Annotated in this window: 15 protein-coding genes; 6 read left to right on the forward strand and 9 right to left on the reverse strand. The window is 43.7% G+C overall.

The window, feature by feature from the left end; all coding sequences use genetic code 11:
* The first annotated feature begins 22 nt into the window (after positions 1–22).
* Positions 23–496 carry a transcription elongation factor GreB gene (greB, locus tag L1070_RS08115; RefSeq protein ID WP_070986161.1) on the forward strand — a complete coding sequence of 158 codons (474 nt, stop codon included), beginning with the start codon at positions 23–25 and terminating at the stop codon, positions 494–496.
* Positions 497–589: 93 nt separating this feature from the next.
* The gene (locus L1070_RS08120; RefSeq protein ID WP_237125183.1) at positions 590–2908 is read left to right on the forward strand and encodes a Tex family protein; all 2319 of its coding nucleotides are present in this window, start codon (positions 590–592) and stop codon (positions 2906–2908) included.
* Between the two features lie 44 nt (positions 2909–2952).
* Here the strand turns inward: L1070_RS08120 and L1070_RS08125 are convergent, their stop codons facing one another.
* The 3 genes from L1070_RS08125 to bioH form a co-directional block, all read right to left on the reverse strand.
* On the reverse strand, positions 2953–3870 hold the full coding sequence (locus L1070_RS08125) for a putative metalloprotease CJM1_0395 family protein (protein WP_070986163.1): 918 nt from the start codon (positions 3868–3870) through the stop codon (positions 2953–2955).
* Positions 3871–3886: 16 nt separating this feature from the next.
* Complete coding sequence (locus L1070_RS08130; RefSeq protein ID WP_070986164.1) at positions 3887–4195, reverse strand: hypothetical protein; 309 nt, start codon at positions 4193–4195, stop codon at positions 3887–3889.
* 101 nt (positions 4196–4296) lie between these two features.
* The gene (gene bioH, locus L1070_RS08135; protein ID WP_237125184.1) at positions 4297–5034 is read right to left on the reverse strand and encodes a pimeloyl-ACP methyl ester esterase BioH; all 738 of its coding nucleotides are present in this window, start codon (positions 5032–5034) and stop codon (positions 4297–4299) included.
* Positions 5035–5112: 78 nt separating this feature from the next.
* Between bioH and L1070_RS08140 the strand changes: the two genes are divergently transcribed.
* Complete coding sequence (locus L1070_RS08140) at positions 5113–5781, forward strand: phosphoribosyltransferase family protein (protein WP_237125185.1); 669 nt, start codon at positions 5113–5115, stop codon at positions 5779–5781.
* Here the strand turns inward: L1070_RS08140 and L1070_RS08145 are convergent.
* Positions 5767–8298 (reverse strand): M14 metallopeptidase family protein, encoded by a 2532-nt coding sequence (locus L1070_RS08145; protein ID WP_237125186.1) that lies wholly within the window; start codon positions 8296–8298, stop codon positions 5767–5769. The two genes, L1070_RS08140 and L1070_RS08145, sit on opposite strands and share 15 nt — an antisense overlap.
* Before the next feature lie 149 nt (positions 8299–8447).
* Here L1070_RS08145 and nfuA point away from each other — a divergent pair, with 149 nt between their 5' ends.
* Positions 8448–9023, forward strand: a complete 576-nt coding sequence (gene nfuA / locus L1070_RS08150) for a Fe-S biogenesis protein NfuA (protein ID WP_070986168.1) — start codon at positions 8448–8450, stop codon at positions 9021–9023.
* Positions 9024–9026: 3 nt separating this feature from the next.
* Positions 9027–9302, forward strand: a complete 276-nt coding sequence (locus L1070_RS08155) for a hypothetical protein (protein WP_070986169.1) — start codon at positions 9027–9029, stop codon at positions 9300–9302.
* On the opposite strand, the gene L1070_RS08160 is transcribed toward L1070_RS08155, so the two are convergent.
* Positions 9247–10515, reverse strand: a complete 1269-nt coding sequence (locus L1070_RS08160) for an MATE family efflux transporter (RefSeq protein WP_237125188.1) — start codon at positions 10513–10515, stop codon at positions 9247–9249. The two genes, L1070_RS08155 and L1070_RS08160, sit on opposite strands and share 56 nt — an antisense overlap.
* Before the next feature lie 42 nt (positions 10516–10557).
* Between L1070_RS08160 and L1070_RS08165 the strand changes: the two genes are divergently transcribed.
* Positions 10558–11583 (forward strand): polysaccharide deacetylase family protein, encoded by a 1026-nt coding sequence (locus tag L1070_RS08165; protein WP_237125189.1) that lies wholly within the window; start codon positions 10558–10560, stop codon positions 11581–11583.
* A gap of 4 nt (positions 11584–11587) precedes the next feature.
* Here L1070_RS08165 and L1070_RS08170 read toward each other — a convergent pair whose 3' ends face one another.
* The 4 genes from L1070_RS08170 to L1070_RS08185 all read right to left on the reverse strand — a co-directional run bounded on the left by L1070_RS08170 (position 11588) and on the right by L1070_RS08185 (position 16793).
* Entirely contained in the window at positions 11588–12622 is a 1035-nt protein-coding gene (locus L1070_RS08170; protein WP_237125190.1) for a chemotaxis response regulator protein-glutamate methylesterase, read from the reverse strand.
* A gap of 8 nt (positions 12623–12630) precedes the next feature.
* A complete protein-coding gene (cheD, locus tag L1070_RS08175) occupies positions 12631–13248 on the reverse strand; it encodes a chemoreceptor glutamine deamidase CheD (protein WP_070986172.1) in 618 nt (205 codons plus the stop codon).
* On the reverse strand, positions 13241–14062 hold the full coding sequence (locus L1070_RS08180; RefSeq protein WP_070986173.1) for a protein-glutamate O-methyltransferase CheR: 822 nt from the start codon (positions 14060–14062) through the stop codon (positions 13241–13243). Before L1070_RS08180 ends, cheD begins: the two co-directional genes overlap by 8 nt.
* Before the next feature lie 67 nt (positions 14063–14129).
* The gene (locus L1070_RS08185; RefSeq protein WP_237125191.1) at positions 14130–16793 is read right to left on the reverse strand and encodes a methyl-accepting chemotaxis protein; all 2664 of its coding nucleotides are present in this window, start codon (positions 16791–16793) and stop codon (positions 14130–14132) included.
* Positions 16794–16812 lie beyond the last annotated feature (19 nt).

The raw sequence follows: 16812 nt of genomic DNA on the forward strand, positions 1-16812 counted from the left end.
CAAACCTGATAAATAGCAAAATATGAAAACCAACCTGATCACCCCTGAAGGCTATCGACAACTTCAACAAGAGCACGATCACCTATGGCATGAAAAACGGCCTGAAATAACGAAGATTGTTTCTTGGGCAGCCAGCTTAGGCGATCGCTCAGAAAATGCCGACTATACGTTTAACAAACGTTTGCTCAGACAAATAGACCGCCGTGTGCGCTACTTACGTAAACGACTACCTGACTTGCAAATTGTTGAGTATTCTCCACAGCAGGCCGGCAAAGTCTATTTTGGCGCTTGGGTTGAAATAGAGAATGAACAAGGTGACATCAAACGCTTCAGAATTGTCGGTCCTGACGAGATATACGAGCGCAAAGACTATATCTCCATCGATGCTCCGATGGCGCGTGCCTTACTCGGAAAGCAGGTAGATGATGAATTTAGTGTTCGAACTCCTGAGGGAGAAAAAACCTGGTTTGTAAACAGTATTGAATATTGTATCTAAGCTTCTTATTCAATGTGGCTATGGTATGATTTGACTTATTCACGCTGCGCCTGTTGGCCACGCGTATGTAACTGAACTTTATAAGGATTTTGCATGAGCAACATCTCGGCTCGTTTAGCACAAGAACTAAACGCCAAAGAGCAACAGGTTATCGCGGCAACCGCGTTACTTGACGAAGGAGCAACTGTCCCCTTTATTGCACGTTATCGTAAAGAGGTCACAGGTGGCCTTGACGATACCCAATTACGTTTACTTGAACAGCGCTTAAGCTATTTACGCGAGCTGGAAGAACGTCGCAGTTTTATACTCAATACGATTGCTGAACAGGGTAAGTTAACGGACGCACTAACAGCGGATATCAATGAAGCTCAGAGTAAAACAGAGCTGGAAGATCTCTACCTTCCCTACAAGCCCAAGCGCAGAACTAAAGGTCAAATCGCGATTGAAGCAGGCCTAGAGCCACTTGCCGATGCATTGTTTAGCGATCACACGCTCGACCCAGAGCGTGAAGCTCAACAGTTTATAAATAAAGAGCTTGGCATAGATGATGCCAAAGCAGCACTTGATGGTGCAAAATTTATCCTAATGGAGCGATTTGCCGAAGATGCTAAACTGCTCGCTAAGTTTCGTCGTCACATAAAACAAAATGGACAACTTGAAGCTAAAGTCATCTCGGGTAAAGAAGAAGCTGGTAGCAAATACCGCGACTATTTTGAGCACAGCGAAAAGTTACTTAAAGTTCCGTCTCACAGAGCACTTGCCATGCTTAGGGCTCGTAATGAAGGCATACTTCAATTGGCGATCAATCCAGAGCCAGAGGTTGAAGACTCGCAACAGTTTTGTGCACAAATGATAGCTGATCATTATCAACTCAATGTAAGCAACGCTAACGCAAGTAAATGGCTTATGAGCGTTGTTCAATGGGCATGGAAAGTTAAGCTTGCTCTACACTTAGAAAATGAGTTTCTGGGTGCTTTACGGGAGAGTGCTGAAACAGATGCTATTGATGTTTTCGCAAAAAATCTAAAAGATTTACTTATGGCAGCGCCCGCTGGACCTCGTGTCACGATGGGTATTGATCCTGGCCTGCGTACGGGATGTAAGGTCGCTGTTGTGGATGCAACAGGAAAACTGTTAGCCACCAATACCATCTATCCCCATGCTCCACAAAACCATTGGGACAAGTCGTTACGTACTTTAGAGCAGGTATGTCGTCAGCACAAAGTCGAACTCATCGCTATTGGTAATGGTACAGCTTCAAGAGAAACGGATAAGCTTGCCTCTGAACTACTGAAAAGCGCTTCTGAGTTGAAACTTAACAAGATCATGGTGAGTGAAGCTGGTGCATCGGTATATTCCGCGTCAGAATTCGCCGCCAATGAATTCCCAGATTTAGATGTATCACTGCGTGGTGCAGTCTCGATCGCACGTCGCTTGCAAGACCCGCTTGCAGAACTGGTAAAAATCGAGCCCAAATCAATTGGTGTTGGTCAATACCAGCACGACGTTTCACAAAGCCAATTGGGGCAGAGCCTTACTTCTGTTGTTGAAGACTGTGTAAACTCGGTGGGTGTGGATGTTAATACCGCATCAGTCCCTTTACTTACGCGAGTATCGGGATTAAATAAAACACTTGCGACTAACATCATAAAATATCGTGATGAACATGGTTCTTTCACCAATCGCAGTCAACTCAAGAAAGTTGAGCGTCTTGGGCCAAAAGCATTTGAACAAGCTGCTGGCTTTTTGCGGATAATAAATGGTAAAGATCCACTAGACAGTTCAGCTGTCCACCCTGAGGCTTACCCTGTCGTGAAGCAGATTTGTGAAACGAAACAGATTCCGGTCACAACCTTGATAGGTAATACAGAGTTGCTTAACTCTCTTGTTGCAAACGATTTTACTAGCGACAAGTTCGGCTTACCAACGGTAACTGACATTATCAAAGAGCTTGATAAACCAGGACGAGATCCGCGCCCTGAATTCAAAACAGCAACCTTTAAAGCAGGCGTTGAGACCATCAACGACTTGAAAGTTGGTATGGTTTTAGAAGGCGTTGTCTCAAACGTTGCCAATTTCGGTGCTTTTGTTGATGTGGGCGTACATCAAGATGGCCTCGTTCATATCTCTGCTATCACCAATAAGTTTATCTCTGATCCAAGAGAAGTCGTTAAAGCTGGCGATATTGTAAAAGTAAAAGTGATCGAAGTGGATGCCTCTAGAAAACGGATCAGCTTTACTATGCGCTTGGATGATGACGTCCACAACACGCCAAAGAGTGTGCAGCAAAATACACCACAGAAAAAAGCACCACACACCAAGCCTGCCAACAAACCAAAGCCCAAGCGAGATGCAGGCAATGCAGCAATGGGTAATGCGTTTGCAGAGGCCTTTGCTAAGTTGAAAAAGTAAAAGAAAAAAGCCGTATCGCTAGATACGGCTTTTTGGTTTAGAAGCTATACCCGAAGTGACAGCGAAGCTGGTGTATCGGGTGATGCTATATGTTGATAAAAGTCGTTAATTCTAAGCGCCCTTGCTTGTATCTGTGGGTCTCGTTCAATCGGTAGCGCAACGGCATATGGATCCGCATCATCTTTGAGCGTTGCACTCTCGCGTTGAACTAAACGCTCCTCTTCATCTTCGTCTTTCAGACGTCGAGTTTGATAAGTACCTATGCTACTGGCTTGCTTCTTCTCACCATCGTCACCACTGATTTGCTGTTTCGCAAGTTCAGCCTGAGCTGAAGAGATCTTTTGCGTTGCGTCTGCTGCGATAGCTCTATCTGCACCCGATGGTTCCGCAGGGGCTAAGGCTGCAGCCCTTACCGTTTGCATCTTATCGATAGTTTGCGCCGGATCCCCTGGGATCTCAGCGACGTCGATCATGACCTCTCCACCAACGGCGTAATTGTTACCATCAGGGCCGCGTTGATACTCATAGCTTGGCGAACCTGCATACTGACCGCCCACCCGAGCATGTGCTTGCTCATGCAAGCGAACTTCTTGGTCTCTTGCTTTGAGCTCTTTAATTTCTTGCTGCTGTGCCTTTTCTTCGCTATCAGAGCGAGAATCCTGTTTCTGTTTCTCTTCCTCGTCACCCTGTTGCTGCTGACCTTGCTGCTGTCCTTGCTGCTCTTTCTCTTCTATGGTTTTGTTTTTGGCCAGTTGCCCATTATTTGTATATAAAGAGGAGTCGTCAGGCGAGCTTGCCCGAGTTTTATCTCCCTCATTCGCAGGCTTATTCTCTGTAAAACTAGCTGAAGTGGGAGGAGCTTTTGGGATTATTTCACGCAGCTGATTATCACGCTTAGCCGTTTCGGTATAAACGTTTGCTGTGTTGAGGTTCATCGCCGGTGGAGGCGTTACTATGTTCATAACATATACAGGACTACTAAACTTTAATATCTATCAAAGTACCTAATACTTCATCTGCTGTTCGAATTGTCTGTGTATTTGCCTTCGCGTTAAACTCTTCAACTTTCAAGTTTACTAATGCTTCATCAAGCTTGGCAGGCTGAGATACTGGTGCTGTAGTCGCTTCATCACTACTGGCAGCTTGTAACTGACGCTGCTGCGCCTGTTGCTCATCCGTCTGCGTTTGAACTGTCGCACGGTTAATCTCAGCCGTGGCTCGTTCAACCCCTTGACTTGCTCGGTTGAAACCTTCCAGTCCCGTGTTTAACACATCACCTATAGGCATAAGTTACTCTCGATTCAAATACACATGGTTAATTATTGCGCAAAAATAAGTAAAAATAAAGTATGATTAAATAAAACTTTCCCCACCCTAAAGCGCTATTTTTAAAGTATTGATTTTAGGTAAGATATAAACTCTGCTCGGTGTGAAATAAAAGGTGCATGAGATGCCTTTGGCGCAATTTCATACTTAAAACTAGGGTTCAATTGCGCCATTTTGCTACATACTTTCTTGGGAACTAAGGCGTCCAAACGACCAAAAAAACCAAAAACGGGCTGTTGCAACTGGCTAAATGTCTGCCGTAAATCTTGAGTTTTGAGCATATCTAATCCAGCACTTAAAGCTTCTTCATGGGGTTGTGGATGTTTTTTTAGTAATGTTCTAAGCTGCTTGATATCCTCTTTGGCATGTTCACTTCCCATTGCTTGAATTGCCAAAAACCTCTCTATCGTTTTGTTACTGTCTTGACTAAGCTGCTGCTTAAAATCATCCAACACATACTCTTTTATACCAGCCCAATTCGTGCTTTCTACAAAATAAGGGGTAGAAGCTAACATAACTAGCTTTGATACTTTTTCTGGATAATGCTTTGCCAAATATAGTGCAACCAACCCCCCTAGTGACCAAGCAACGATCACACTGTTCGGCGCAATCTTTTTAGCCAAAGTACCAGCGACCGATGCCAAAGTATATTCTCCCTGCGGAAGGTCTGCGCCACCAAACCCTGGTAGATTTAAACAGTGAATGTCTCCGCTGTAATGAGTGCTAAGCTCTTCTATACACACCTGCCACACGGCTTTATTCATTCCCCAACCATGTAAAAATACCAAGCTGTTTTGCATTTCTATACTTCCTAAACCAAACTTCGAGATATGATAACGTCTTAGCAAGATAAAGTAACGGAGGGACTCGGTATGATTATGGAGTGGTTATTTCCTTCCCAATGCGTTTGCTGCCAAACTTTTACATCTCGCCGAACGAAAATATGTGAATTTTGCCTTGATGACTTCCCATTTTTTGCACTCGAGCAAAGTAATTTATTATTGCGCCCTGACATCGCTCGACTTATGAACCTACCCCATTGCGATGGGCTAATAGCCTGTGGTTGGTATCAAGGCGCATTAAAAGTTTGGCTCAGTGAATATAAGTTTCATCGCAGAACACACCACAAAGCGATTTTGCAGCAATTAATTACCCACCAAATGCAGCGATTCTGTCAAACAAGTTACTTTTCACCCGATCTGTGCTTGATAATGCCACTCACCTATCGACGCTATTTTTGGCGAGGATACAATCAAGTTGGCCAAACTTGGAGGCCAGCATTAGAAAACATAGCTCCGATAAATAGCTGTTTAATGCGTGTAAAACAAACCAAGCCACAGAGCGAATTGAATCGAAGACAACGCCGTAACAATATCAAAGGCGCATTTTGTGTTACACAAAGTCTACACGGGAAGAATGTAATAGTCGTTGATGATGTTATAACAACAGGCAGCACAATGGATGAGGCAGCACGAGCTTGCTTAGAAGCCGGTGCTGCCAAGGTTTGGGCGTTTGCAACCGCCTTAACGCCTTTATTCAGTAAGTAGGCCACCAAAGAATAGTGCGTTGGTGAGCACTCTGCTGGTGCCATACCAATATCCCCTAAATACGGGGTTATCTGTCATAGCGATTACAGAACCTCGACCAAAACGATGCGCTATGACACTGGCGTTGTTAGCAATCTTTTCAACATTTTCAGGGGCTGTATATCCCGCAAGTTGAGGGTTTTTTAGATAATATCCAACAGTAAGAAATGGCTGCTCTGTAGGCTTCAGTAGCCAAGTGCTATTTTTAAACACAGGTAACAACTCCCTTTGCAAACCAAAACTTAGCGGGTGAGATAGGTCCATATGAGTCGCAAAAATCGCTCCCGCAATGCGCTGTTTTGCGGATAAATGGTCGCGATCTTTGTAACTTAGATTCTTAGTATCAAACTGTTCTGACATCTCCTGACGTGAGATGCTTTGTGCTTTAACTAGTTGATTATCAACCAGCCATTTTGCGCCACGTTTGTGTCCCCAGATTACACCGCCGGCTTTCGTCCATTGCTTTAACTTACTTTTCAGCTGTTCAGTAAACTCTGAATAACTACCATCAACCAAGATGATGTGGCTATATTCGTCAAGCGAAATGTGAGATAAACGCCCTTGTTCGACAATACTAGGGGCTAGCTCGAGATGTTTATCCAAGTGATACCACACTTCTCCTAGCTCATACTGACTTACTCCTTCGCCGCCAACGAGTAATACTTTTGGGGCCTGTACTGGACGCATAAATCGTGAGCCTAGATCAATTCCTTCGCTCGTCAGGCCACTTTGGATTGCTGCGATATCTATATCAAATTTGTTCTGTGCTTGATTTAATATCGTTAACCACTTTTCGTTATTTTGTAACCCCGCTGCAATGATCACACTGCCAGCTTTGAATTGGCTAATACCCTGAGTGGTTTTTGCACTAAACCCCTCCAGTGCAACACGTGCTTCTATACCATTTTTTAATAGGTAATTGAGCATTTTCGGCGCATTAAACTGCTGCCATGAAAAACCAAAAGCATAACCATCCACTAACTCGCTTTTGGGCTTGGTCGGCTGCTTTTGCCATGCGCGAGCATCAAGCTTTAATGATCGCGTGCTTTTAATAGTCTCAAATGGCAGGTTGAAAGCATGAGGTAATGTCCATCCTGATACATCGTAGAATGTATTGTCTTTAAAGTTCTTTTGTTCAGAAAAGGCGGCCTTGATTAAACGATACTGAGGTTGTTCAAGGGGAATAAAAACATCCCCTACCTTATAAGTCTTATAGTCACTCTTTAGAGGATAAGCTTCAATTTGGTGTTGCTTTAGTAAGTACAGAAACTCAATCAACTTTTGCTCATCACCCTCTGCAGCCACGAGATAACCTGAATAATCTTCTTTTGCCGCGAGCTTTTTAGCCTCACCATAGAAGTTTTGCTGATAAGTCAATAATTGTGCTTTATGTTTCATCACACCTGCAAAAGTGGATAAGCTTGTGGTCAGTTGGTTTTTTATGGTTTGAGCAAAATGCAAAGTGCCATTAATAGTCTCCTGAACGTGTCCACGACTGCTCGCCTGTTCAAACAAAATTCCCACAGAACCGTTTATATCGGGGTAGGTTGACCCTTTACCGTAATAGAAGTCATCAAAACTTTCTTGAGTGAAATACAATTGCTGCTCATTATCCAGCGCGTTAGCATGGAAGCTTGCCAACATATTTGTGAGTTCGACATTACCATCAGGGGTTAAAGGATGTGTTCTAGATGGGATCCCAGGTTGGAAGAAGTAGCTGCTATTTGGGCCCATTTCATGGAAATCAGTGAGAACATTAGGCTTCCAATCGTGAAACTTAGCTATGCGGGCTTGTGACTCTGGATGTTGTAACAATAACCAATCGCGGTTTAAATCAAACAAATAATGATTAGTACGCCCCGAAGGCCATGCCTCAACATGCTCCCTATGCTGTGGGTCAGCAGACAATGTCATCCCTCTATTGCTGTTAGCCCACTGTGCAAAGCGTGCTAGGCCGTCAGGGTTTAGAGAAGGGTCTAGAAGAATAACCGTGTTATCGAGTAACTTTTCAACCTCAGCTCCTTGAGCGGCTGCTAAATAATAGGCAACCAACATTGCCGCATTACTGCCTGAAGGTTCATTGCCATGAACACTGTAGCCCATCCATAATACTGCAGGTCCGTTGTTATCTTTTGACGAATCTTTTAAGCGTGCCAAATGCTGCTTTCGTATATTTTCTATATTATCTAGCTGGGCTTTGTTAGAAATGGTTAGCAATATTAGCGGACGTTGTTCGTGGCTGTAACCGATAGTTTCAATGTTGATGCGTTCACTTTGCTGAGCCAATATGCTTAGGTACTGTACTAACTGGTCATGACGTACATGCCACTGACCCACCTCATAACCCAATACATCTCTGGGCTTAGCAATACTTGGGTCAAACGTGATTGAGTCTGAAAAATAATAATCAAGTGGCTTTGCTGTTACAAAGAACAAGCTTTGTATAAACAGTATTGCCAGAGCCAATGAGTAGCGCATAAACTTAAACCTTTTTCTTAATTGAATGGCTCCACGCTAGCAGGTGTTGCCAAGCCCTGCCAAATTTTTACGCTCAACACTGGCGACAATACGATGAGGGGAGTATCATAGGCATTAACCGAGTAATTTAGTCAAGTATAGTCAGAGTTATGATCACAATTTCAGAATCAGCCCAAACGCATTTTGCTAAACTGCTTTCAGATCAAGCTGAAGGCACCAACATTCGAGTATTTGTAGTAAACCCAGGTACCTCTCAAGCAGAGTGCGGTGTTTCATACTGCCCAGCTGACGCGGTGGAAGAAACTGATATTCGCTTACCATTCAATGGCTTCGATGCCGTAGTCGATCAAGAAAGTGCACCGTTTTTGGAAGATGCAGAAATTGACTTCGTCACCGATAAGATGGGTACCCAGTTAACCTTGAAAGCGCCGAATGCGAAAGCTAAAAAGCTAGGTGAAAATGCGACGCTACATGAGCAAGTTGAGCACATGCTTACAACCGAGGTTAATCCTCAATTGGCAAACCATGGCGGCCAAGTGAGCTTGGTAGAAATCACCGCTGATGGTATTGCTGTCGTACAGTTTGGCGGTGGTTGTAACGGGTGCTCCATGATCGATGTGACCCTCAAAGAGGGCATTGAAAAGGAAATGATCGCCAAGTTTGATGAGATCACCGGTGTGAGGGATATCACAGAGCACCAAGCTGGCGAGCACTCATACTACTAAACCATGCTTAAGCAGCTCATTTATCGTTTAGGGCAACAACCCAAAGTTAGCCTCAAACGCTTTTTAATAGGCATCGCTTTGTTTGGCTGCGCACTTGCAGCCATTGCCTATGGTTATTACTTCCAGCCCGTAGTGCAAATTGTTGGCCTGATAATTCTTGGCCCTGCAATGTTTTTTGCACTTTGGGGTTATCTGGGTATTTTTGCCAATCGCTTCGCTCAGATTATTGTAACAATGTACCCTGACGACAAAGTTGAGAATAACGATAAAGCAAAGTAGCGCCCCTCAGAGCCATAAAGCAGCTCATAGCGAACCATAGCCCATGATTTTGCCATGATACCGTTAACGCAAAAGGTAGAAAGAAGCCAAAGGCTGCCGAGAACAACATACTATTGCGCATTGCCTTGGCCCTCGTTAAACCAACAAATACACCATCAAAGATAAAACATCCCATCGCAATAAGCGGTAAAAAGGTTAACCAAGGTAAATACACCTGTGCATGTGCCACGACCTCTGGTATGTCCGTAAGTAACTGGATTAGCTTTCTGCCCAAAGTAGCAAAAAACAAAGCATATAAAAGCGCGAATATGCTTCCCCAAAACACGCTAATACGTACCCAAAGTCGCAGTTCGCTCATGTTTTGCTGCCCTTTTGCATGTCCGACTTTGGCTTCAGCAGCATAAGCTATCCCATCCAACGCAAAGCTTACAAGCATTAAGAAGTTTAGTAACACAGCATTGGCAGCAAGCGTTGTTTCTCCCAAACGTGCACCATAAAATGTCATAAAACTAAAACACAGTTGGAGTAGCAAAGAACGTATAAAAATATCTCTATTGAGGCTCAATAATTGCTTTGTCTGTGTAAGCGTTGGCAATGTCCAACACCAAGCAATCTGGTGCTTGACAAATAATTTTTGCACCAGAAATATCGCCAAGCCCAAAGCACTGTAATCAGCTATCAAAGAAGCCCAAGCAGCCCCAGCGACACCCCATTCAAATACAACCACGAACAAGATATCCAAAATAATATTGACCACATTGGTAAACAGCACTAGGTAAAACGGCCCTTTCCCGAAGTGCATTCCCAACATAAAACCCAATAATACTAAATTACACAATGCTGCTGGCGCGCTGTAAATTCTTATTGAAAAGTATAACTGTGCTTGATGGACAACCTGCTCAGTTGCTCCTGACAGCTTAGCAATCGCAGCCATCAATAATGGCTGTAATAAAACTAGAGTAATCGCAAAAGTCATAGCCAAAATAATACTGCTTTGAAAGAGCATTCTGAGCCTGTTAGTATCTTTTGAACCCAGAGCTTGTGCGATGACTCCGGTGGTACTCATTCTCAAAAAGCTGGCAAGCCAGAATAGTACCGCTATGCTGCTCGCACCCAGCGCAATTCCAGCAAGATAATGCGCCGATGATAAATGACCAATAACAGCGGTATCAACCAAACCTAGCAGGGGCACAGAAATGTTTGATAAAATCATTGGCCCTGCCAAAAACAACAAACTCAGGTGGTAAGATTTATAATGGCTAAAAAAATTCTTCATTTATTGTCCGCGTTGCTATTGATAAATATGAAATGCGTTTCAGCGGCGGTGATCTTACAGTATCACCATGTGAGCGAAAAGCTGCCAGCTGTTACCTCTTTAAGTGCTGAGCAGTTTAGGGCCCATTTAAATTACCTAAAAGAGTCACAGTTCGAGGTATTACCGTTGGATGAACTGCTTGAATCGCTTCGTAAAGGCGACACATTACCAACAAAAGCCGTTGCCATCACCTTTGATGACGGATATGACAATAATATCGAGCAGGCCGCGCCGATTTTGGAAGAGTTTAACTTCCCCTACACGATTTTCGTAAACCCAAAACTGATCGATGAGCAGCAAAGCTATGTTATGACTTGGTCACAATTACGGCAACTCGCATCTCAAGGGGCGCTCATCGCCAATCACAGCGCCAAGCACGACTATTTACATAAACGTCTGCAAGGTGAAAACCTAGAGCAATGGAAAGTAAGGATTAGCCACGACATTTCTTGGTCAGAACAACGCATCAAAGAAGAGGTTGGTCACAATGCAAAGTTACTGGCTTACCCATATGGGGAATTTAATCATGACTTAAAGGAACTAGTTACATCTCTTGGATTTATTGGCATAGGGCAGCACTCTGGTGCGGTAGGTGTAGATTCAGACTTCACGCGCCTCCCTCGCTTTCCCGCATCTGGAGTATACAGTGACCTCAACACACTTAAGGTAAAACTAAATTCTAAACCTTTCGCCATCGCTGATCTAAATTATGCGGATTCGGTGACTGACAATCAACAACCCACGTTAGTCATTAACTTTAAAGAGGTTAACTTCAACCCCAAACAGTTTACCTGTTATATATCGGGGCAAGGGAAAGGGAATGTTGAATGGTTAGATGACAAGCAAGTAAGCGTCGAGGCGGTAAAAGCCTTACCAAAAGGACGTTCACGATATAATTGCACTGCGCCAGCAGCCGGAGAATCAGGACAGTTCTTTTGGTTCTCTCAGCCCTGGGTGATTAACTGACCAGCTATTTTTTACAGGCATTTAGTAACGCGTGTGTTACCTCATGAAGCGGGGCTATGAGTTTCACAGCATTCAACTCCACCGCTGCTTTGGGCATTCCCCAAACAACCGATGTGGCTTCATCCTGAGCGACGGTAAATGCTCCAGCTTGAGCTAAGCGTAACATAGCTTTGGCGCCGTCACTCCCCATGCCTGTCAGTAGTGCTGCGTATACAGATTTACCAAAAGGCACGAGCGAATCAAACAACACATCGACAGCAGGTTTGTGTCGGTTAACAAGCTCAGTGTCTTCAAGTTCACATAACAGCTTTCCAGATCTATTAACGACTTTTAAATGCTTATCGCCCGGTGCGATAAATACGTGTCCAGCCAATAGCTGATCTCCCGTTTCAGCTTCTTTCACCTTCACGGAGCAGCAACGATCCATCCTCAAAGCAAAAGATGTACTAAAAATAGGTGGTATGTGTTGCGTTACAACCACTGGTGGCGAATTGACAGGCAAGCGGATTAAGACCTCTTTGATCGCCTCAGTTCCACCCGTAGAAGCGCCAATAGCCAAAATTGCATCGCTCTTAAACTGCATACGAATATTCTCACTTTTTGGAGAATCTGTATGGCTTGCTTGCACCTTGTACGAACGAACCCGAGCTTGGGCAGCAATCCTCACTTTTTCATGTACAGCTTGAGTATAACTCTTAAGTTGCGACACCACATTTACGGCAGGTTTAGTGATAAAATCAACCGCACCAATTTCTAGCGCTTCCAATGTCGCAGGTGATCCCTGTTTTGTTAGAGTGGAGATCATCACCACAGGCATAGGTCTAAGGCGCATTAAATTACGTAGGAAGCTAATACCGTCCATTTTGGGCATTTCAACATCCAACGTTAGCACGTCGGGGTGAAGCGATTTTATCATCTCTCTGGCTTGATATGGATCCGCTGCTGCTCCAATCACTTTAATATCAGGCGCCTGATTGAGGATCTCAGTTAACAACCCACGAATAAGTGGAGAGTCATCAACAATCAATACTGTGATCATACCTACCTCTAAAACAGCTCAATATCAGTACTGGCATCTTGAGATTCAATGTCATGAAGGTAACGTACCTCACGCTTTTCAATCGTATCATTGTGCATTTCTCTGAGCTTCTTGACTTGTGCTTTACCTGTTTGTGGATGAAATAATACCTTTCTGGGCCAAGGTCCACCAACATCATGAGACACAAGTTGCAACCCTTCCTCTTGTACATACGCATTAGCAAAGCGAATATTACCAACACCAATATCTGTCATGGCACGGATAATTTTACCGCCACCAAACAACTTAACTTTCAAATTACTTCGTGAGGCACCATTTTTAATTACTTCATTAATCAAAAACTCCATTGCCCAATTCCCATAACGACAGTTTAAATCATCAGCATGAATATCTTTAATGTCTTTAGCTCCTGGCAGCATAAAGTGATTCATTCCACCAATGCCTCGAGCATCGTCGTAAATACATGCAGCGATACAAGAGCCCAATACCGTGGAAATATATTCATCATTCCTCGATACGTAAAATTCACCGGGTAAGACTTTAGCTATAACAGCTGAGCGTCCAGAGTCCCAGAAGCGCTTTACGTGCTCAAAGCCGCTTAAAACTGGTCCCATATGACTATTCATGATCCGCCTTTTGATACATAGTCTTACCTAAATTGATAAACTCAATGTGTTCCTTTCCCATCGTTTCGGAATGGCCTATAAATAGGTGCCCCTTGGGAGCAAGTAACTGATGATAACCAGCAAACAATTGGTCCTTAGTCTCTTTGTCGAAGTAAATCAGTACATTTCTACAGAAAATAAGGTCAAACGGCCCTTTCATTGGCCAACTCTCCAACAAGTTCAGTCGCTTAAAAGAGATAAGCTCTTGTAGAGCAGGCTTTATTTTATAAGATTCACCATCAGAGCTTTTTAAAAACCACTTTTTTAGCTCAGAGCCGTCTACCCCCGTAATACTGCGGGCACTATAGACACCAGCTTGTGCTTTTGATAGTACATTTGAGTCCAAATCGGTGGCTAATATTTTTACATCCCAGCCAGAAGGAAAGCGGCCGAGAATCGTCATTGCGATACTGTATGGTTCCTCCCCCGTTGAGCAACCAGCCGACCAAATCCTCACTCTCTTAGATGCACTATTGCGCTCTAAAATAGCTGGAATAATAACTGTCGATAAATAGTCAAAATGGTGCTTTTCTCGAAAGAAAGACGTCAAGTTAGTCGTAATAGCGTTTATGAAATTGCTAAACTCTCCACCATTATTGTTATCTACCAATTCAATATATTGCTTGAATGAGGTAAGGTCACAAGCTCTGATCCTTCGCGCAATTCGCGAATAAACCATTTCTTTCTTGTGCGGCCCAAGAACAATACCACAAGCTTTATACACACGCTTAGACAGCCCATCAAAGTCCTCATCCGTAAAGGTAAACTCTCGCATGTTTCCACCTTGCACAAAATTCTCTTAATGAGGGCCAGAAATACTGACCCAGTGCTTTAAAGTCGGACTAGAATTCCTCCCATTCCTCAGAACTATCAGAGAATTTATTGCCCACTGGCATAGCCTTCACGTCTTGTTTAGCTTCGCTAATCTTTGCTTTTGGGGCTGCGCTTATGGATGGAGCAGCCATTGACGACTGTGGTGGCAATATTGAGTGAGCTACATTATCTATGGTAAAGAAGTGTAATAGCTTACGCATATCATTGGCTTGCTCAGCCATTGACTCTCCTGCTGCGGATGCTTCTTCTACTAACGCTGCGTTTTGCTGCGTCATTTCATCCATTTGCGCAACAGCTTTATTTACCTGTTCAATACCTGAACTTTGCTCAACTGATGCCTCAGCAATATCTGAAATCATTTCTGTAACACGCTTCACTGAAGCGACTATATCCTTCAAGGTCGCACCAGATTCATTGACCAATAGCGTACCGTCTTCAACTTTGCCAACACTGTCTCGGATCAAATCTTTAATCTCTTTTGCAGCTCCCGCAGAACGCTGCGCTAAGTTTCTTACTTCACCCGCAACCACAGCAAACCCCCGACCTTGTTCACCTGCTCGCGCCGCTTCCACAGCAGCATTGAGAGCCAGCAAATTTGTTTGGAAAGCGATTTCATCGATAACACCGATGATATCAGCGATCTTCTTACTAGACTCGTTTATGGCTGACATACTTTCAACAGCTCTACTCACTACTTCGCCACCTTGAATGGCCTTATCGCAGGTTTCTTCAGCAAGCCCATTCGCCACTTTTGCGTTATCTGCATTTTGCTTCACCGTACTGGTCATTTGCTCCATACTTGAAGCCGTTTCTTCCAGTGAAGAAGCTTGTTCTTCTGTACGCTGACTTAAATCAGCATTGCCTTGTGAAATTTCCTCTGCTCCGCTTGCGACAAGTGACGCCGAAGAACTTATCTTATTGATTACTTCTGTGAGCTTGTCCGCGGTACTATTTGCATCCCTTTTTAACTTCTCAAATGCCCCTTGATACTCACCTGTTATTCTGCGAGTTAAGTTACCATTAGCCAAAGCATCTAGCATTTGAGCTGTATCAGATACGGCATCATCCACAATGCTAACCAACTGATTTAGCCCCTTCGTTAAACGTAAATAGAAGCCTTCTTTTCCTTCCTCTTCAATGCGAACACCTAGATTCCCCGTACCTGCTGAGGCCACTAGATCATTCACTTCTTTTTCAATCGCAACTTCCTTAGTTCTATCATCCCACTCAACAACTGTACCAATACGCTCTCCTTCAGCACTGAGTATAGGGTTCGCCACTAGTCCAAAAGTTCTCCCACCGACAACAATTTCTGTACTATAGGAAGATGTTAGCTTGGCTAGCATACCTCGTTGATGTGCTGGGTTTTTGTGAAATAGGTCTATGTTTGAGCCAATTAGACTATTTGCATCAAACTGCGGCAAGTCTTTACGGATATCACTTTCAGCGTTGCGCATCATTGCTAATACGGCTTCATTCATATACACAATGTCATGTTCGTGATTTGCAATCATGGTATTTGTAGCGACATTATCGAGTGCTCGTTTAACTCTAAGGTTCTCATAAGCAGTCTCTCGCGCCTGTTGCTCTTTGATAAGTCTTGCAGTTTTATCTTCCCACTCCACAACGGTACCAAGGCGATTATTTTCATCATCGAACACAGGAGTAGCGATAAGTCCAAACGTAAAGCCTGCCACTTCGATGTCTGTCTTATATGTATCTGTTAGACCGTCCAGCATTTTACGCTGATGACTCGGGTTAGCATGAAACACATCGATACATTCGCCAATAAGGTTCTTTGCATCAAAGTTAGGTAAAGACTGGCGAAGCTGCGCCTGATTATCACTGAGCATTTCCAATACAGAGTGATTGGCATAAACAATATTACAGTCCCCATCTGCGAGCATGACGTTTGCCTGACATACATCCAATGCGCTAGTGATCCTTGCATTGTGAGCAGCAAGTGTTGCTTGCTTCTGTTCAAAGGCAAGCTTTTCAGTCACGTCTTTCCACTCGACCAATGTAGCAATGCGTACGCTTTCAGAGTTAAATACTGGTGTTGCTATCAAGTCAAATGTCAAACCCGCAACGTTTATTTGAGTGGTATACACGCGGTTAAGTGTCGCCAAAATACTTCTTTGATGAGCAGGGTTATGGTGAAACTCGTCGATATTGGTTCCTACCAAGCTGTCGACATTAAACTGAGGCAAGCTCTCTTGCAGCTTACTCTCATTTGCCTTAAGCATTTTTCTAACAGATTCATTCAAGTAGGTAATATTTAAGTTTGTATCTGCAATCATTATATTGGCTTGGCAAGTGTGTAGGGCATTAAGCAAACTTTCGATGTGATCTTTATCCTCACTAGGACCCGCTTCCACAGTATGAATACGAGTCAGCTCAGGTAAGGCACTCAAATCTAACCGTGACACCATATCTGGCTCTGTGAGTTGTAAGTATGGTAAAGCCGCATTTAAACATGCAAGTTTACTTGTAGCAGTATCAAGTACTCGCTTTAAATACAGCACGGCGACCAACACTGCAACAACAGGAAAACTGATAATTAAGCCATTTTCAGCGTTAATCGTTACGCCTAAAAATTGAAAAGCACCGATGATGACGGCCACCAGCACTACCCCAACGATTAACAACTTATTATTGATATCACTTTGCATGCTTTCACCTTTTCCGTTT

Source organism: Pseudoalteromonas sp. MMG022 (assembly GCF_021654245.1).
GTDB lineage: Bacteria > Pseudomonadota > Gammaproteobacteria > Enterobacterales > Alteromonadaceae > Pseudoalteromonas > Pseudoalteromonas amylolytica.

What these genes read in the sequence shown, in the direction of transcription:
- L1070_RS08180 (WP_070986173.1), bottom strand. Translation starts at nt 14,062, where the DNA reads ATGCGAGAGTTTACCTTTACGGATGAGGACTTTGATGGGCTGTCTAAG.
- L1070_RS08165 (WP_237125189.1), top strand. Translation starts at nt 10,558, where the DNA reads ATGGCTAAAAAAATTCTTCATTTATTGTCCGCGTTGCTATTGATAAAT.
- cheD (WP_070986172.1), bottom strand. Translation starts at nt 13,248, where the DNA reads ATGAATAGTCATATGGGACCAGTTTTAAGCGGCTTTGAGCACGTAAAG.
- L1070_RS08140 (WP_237125185.1), top strand. Translation starts at nt 5,113, where the DNA reads ATGGAGTGGTTATTTCCTTCCCAATGCGTTTGCTGCCAAACTTTTACA.
- greB (WP_070986161.1), top strand. Translation starts at nt 23, where the DNA reads ATGAAAACCAACCTGATCACCCCTGAAGGCTATCGACAACTTCAACAA.
- L1070_RS08145 (WP_237125186.1), bottom strand. Translation starts at nt 8,298, where the DNA reads ATGCGCTACTCATTGGCTCTGGCAATACTGTTTATACAAAGCTTGTTC.
- L1070_RS08170 (WP_237125190.1), bottom strand. Translation starts at nt 12,622, where the DNA reads ATGATCACAGTATTGATTGTTGATGACTCTCCACTTATTCGTGGGTTG.
- L1070_RS08185 (WP_237125191.1), bottom strand. Translation starts at nt 16,793, where the DNA reads ATGCAAAGTGATATCAATAATAAGTTGTTAATCGTTGGGGTAGTGCTG.
- bioH (WP_237125184.1), bottom strand. Translation starts at nt 5,034, where the DNA reads ATGCAAAACAGCTTGGTATTTTTACATGGTTGGGGAATGAATAAAGCC.
- L1070_RS08125 (WP_070986163.1), bottom strand. Translation starts at nt 3,870, where the DNA reads ATGAACATAGTAACGCCTCCACCGGCGATGAACCTCAACACAGCAAAC.
- L1070_RS08160 (WP_237125188.1), bottom strand. Translation starts at nt 10,515, where the DNA reads ATGATTTTATCAAACATTTCTGTGCCCCTGCTAGGTTTGGTTGATACC.
- L1070_RS08130 (WP_070986164.1), bottom strand. Translation starts at nt 4,195, where the DNA reads ATGCCTATAGGTGATGTGTTAAACACGGGACTGGAAGGTTTCAACCGA.
- nfuA (WP_070986168.1), top strand. Translation starts at nt 8,448, where the DNA reads ATGATCACAATTTCAGAATCAGCCCAAACGCATTTTGCTAAACTGCTT.
- L1070_RS08120 (WP_237125183.1), top strand. Translation starts at nt 590, where the DNA reads ATGAGCAACATCTCGGCTCGTTTAGCACAAGAACTAAACGCCAAAGAG.
- L1070_RS08155 (WP_070986169.1), top strand. Translation starts at nt 9,027, where the DNA reads ATGCTTAAGCAGCTCATTTATCGTTTAGGGCAACAACCCAAAGTTAGC.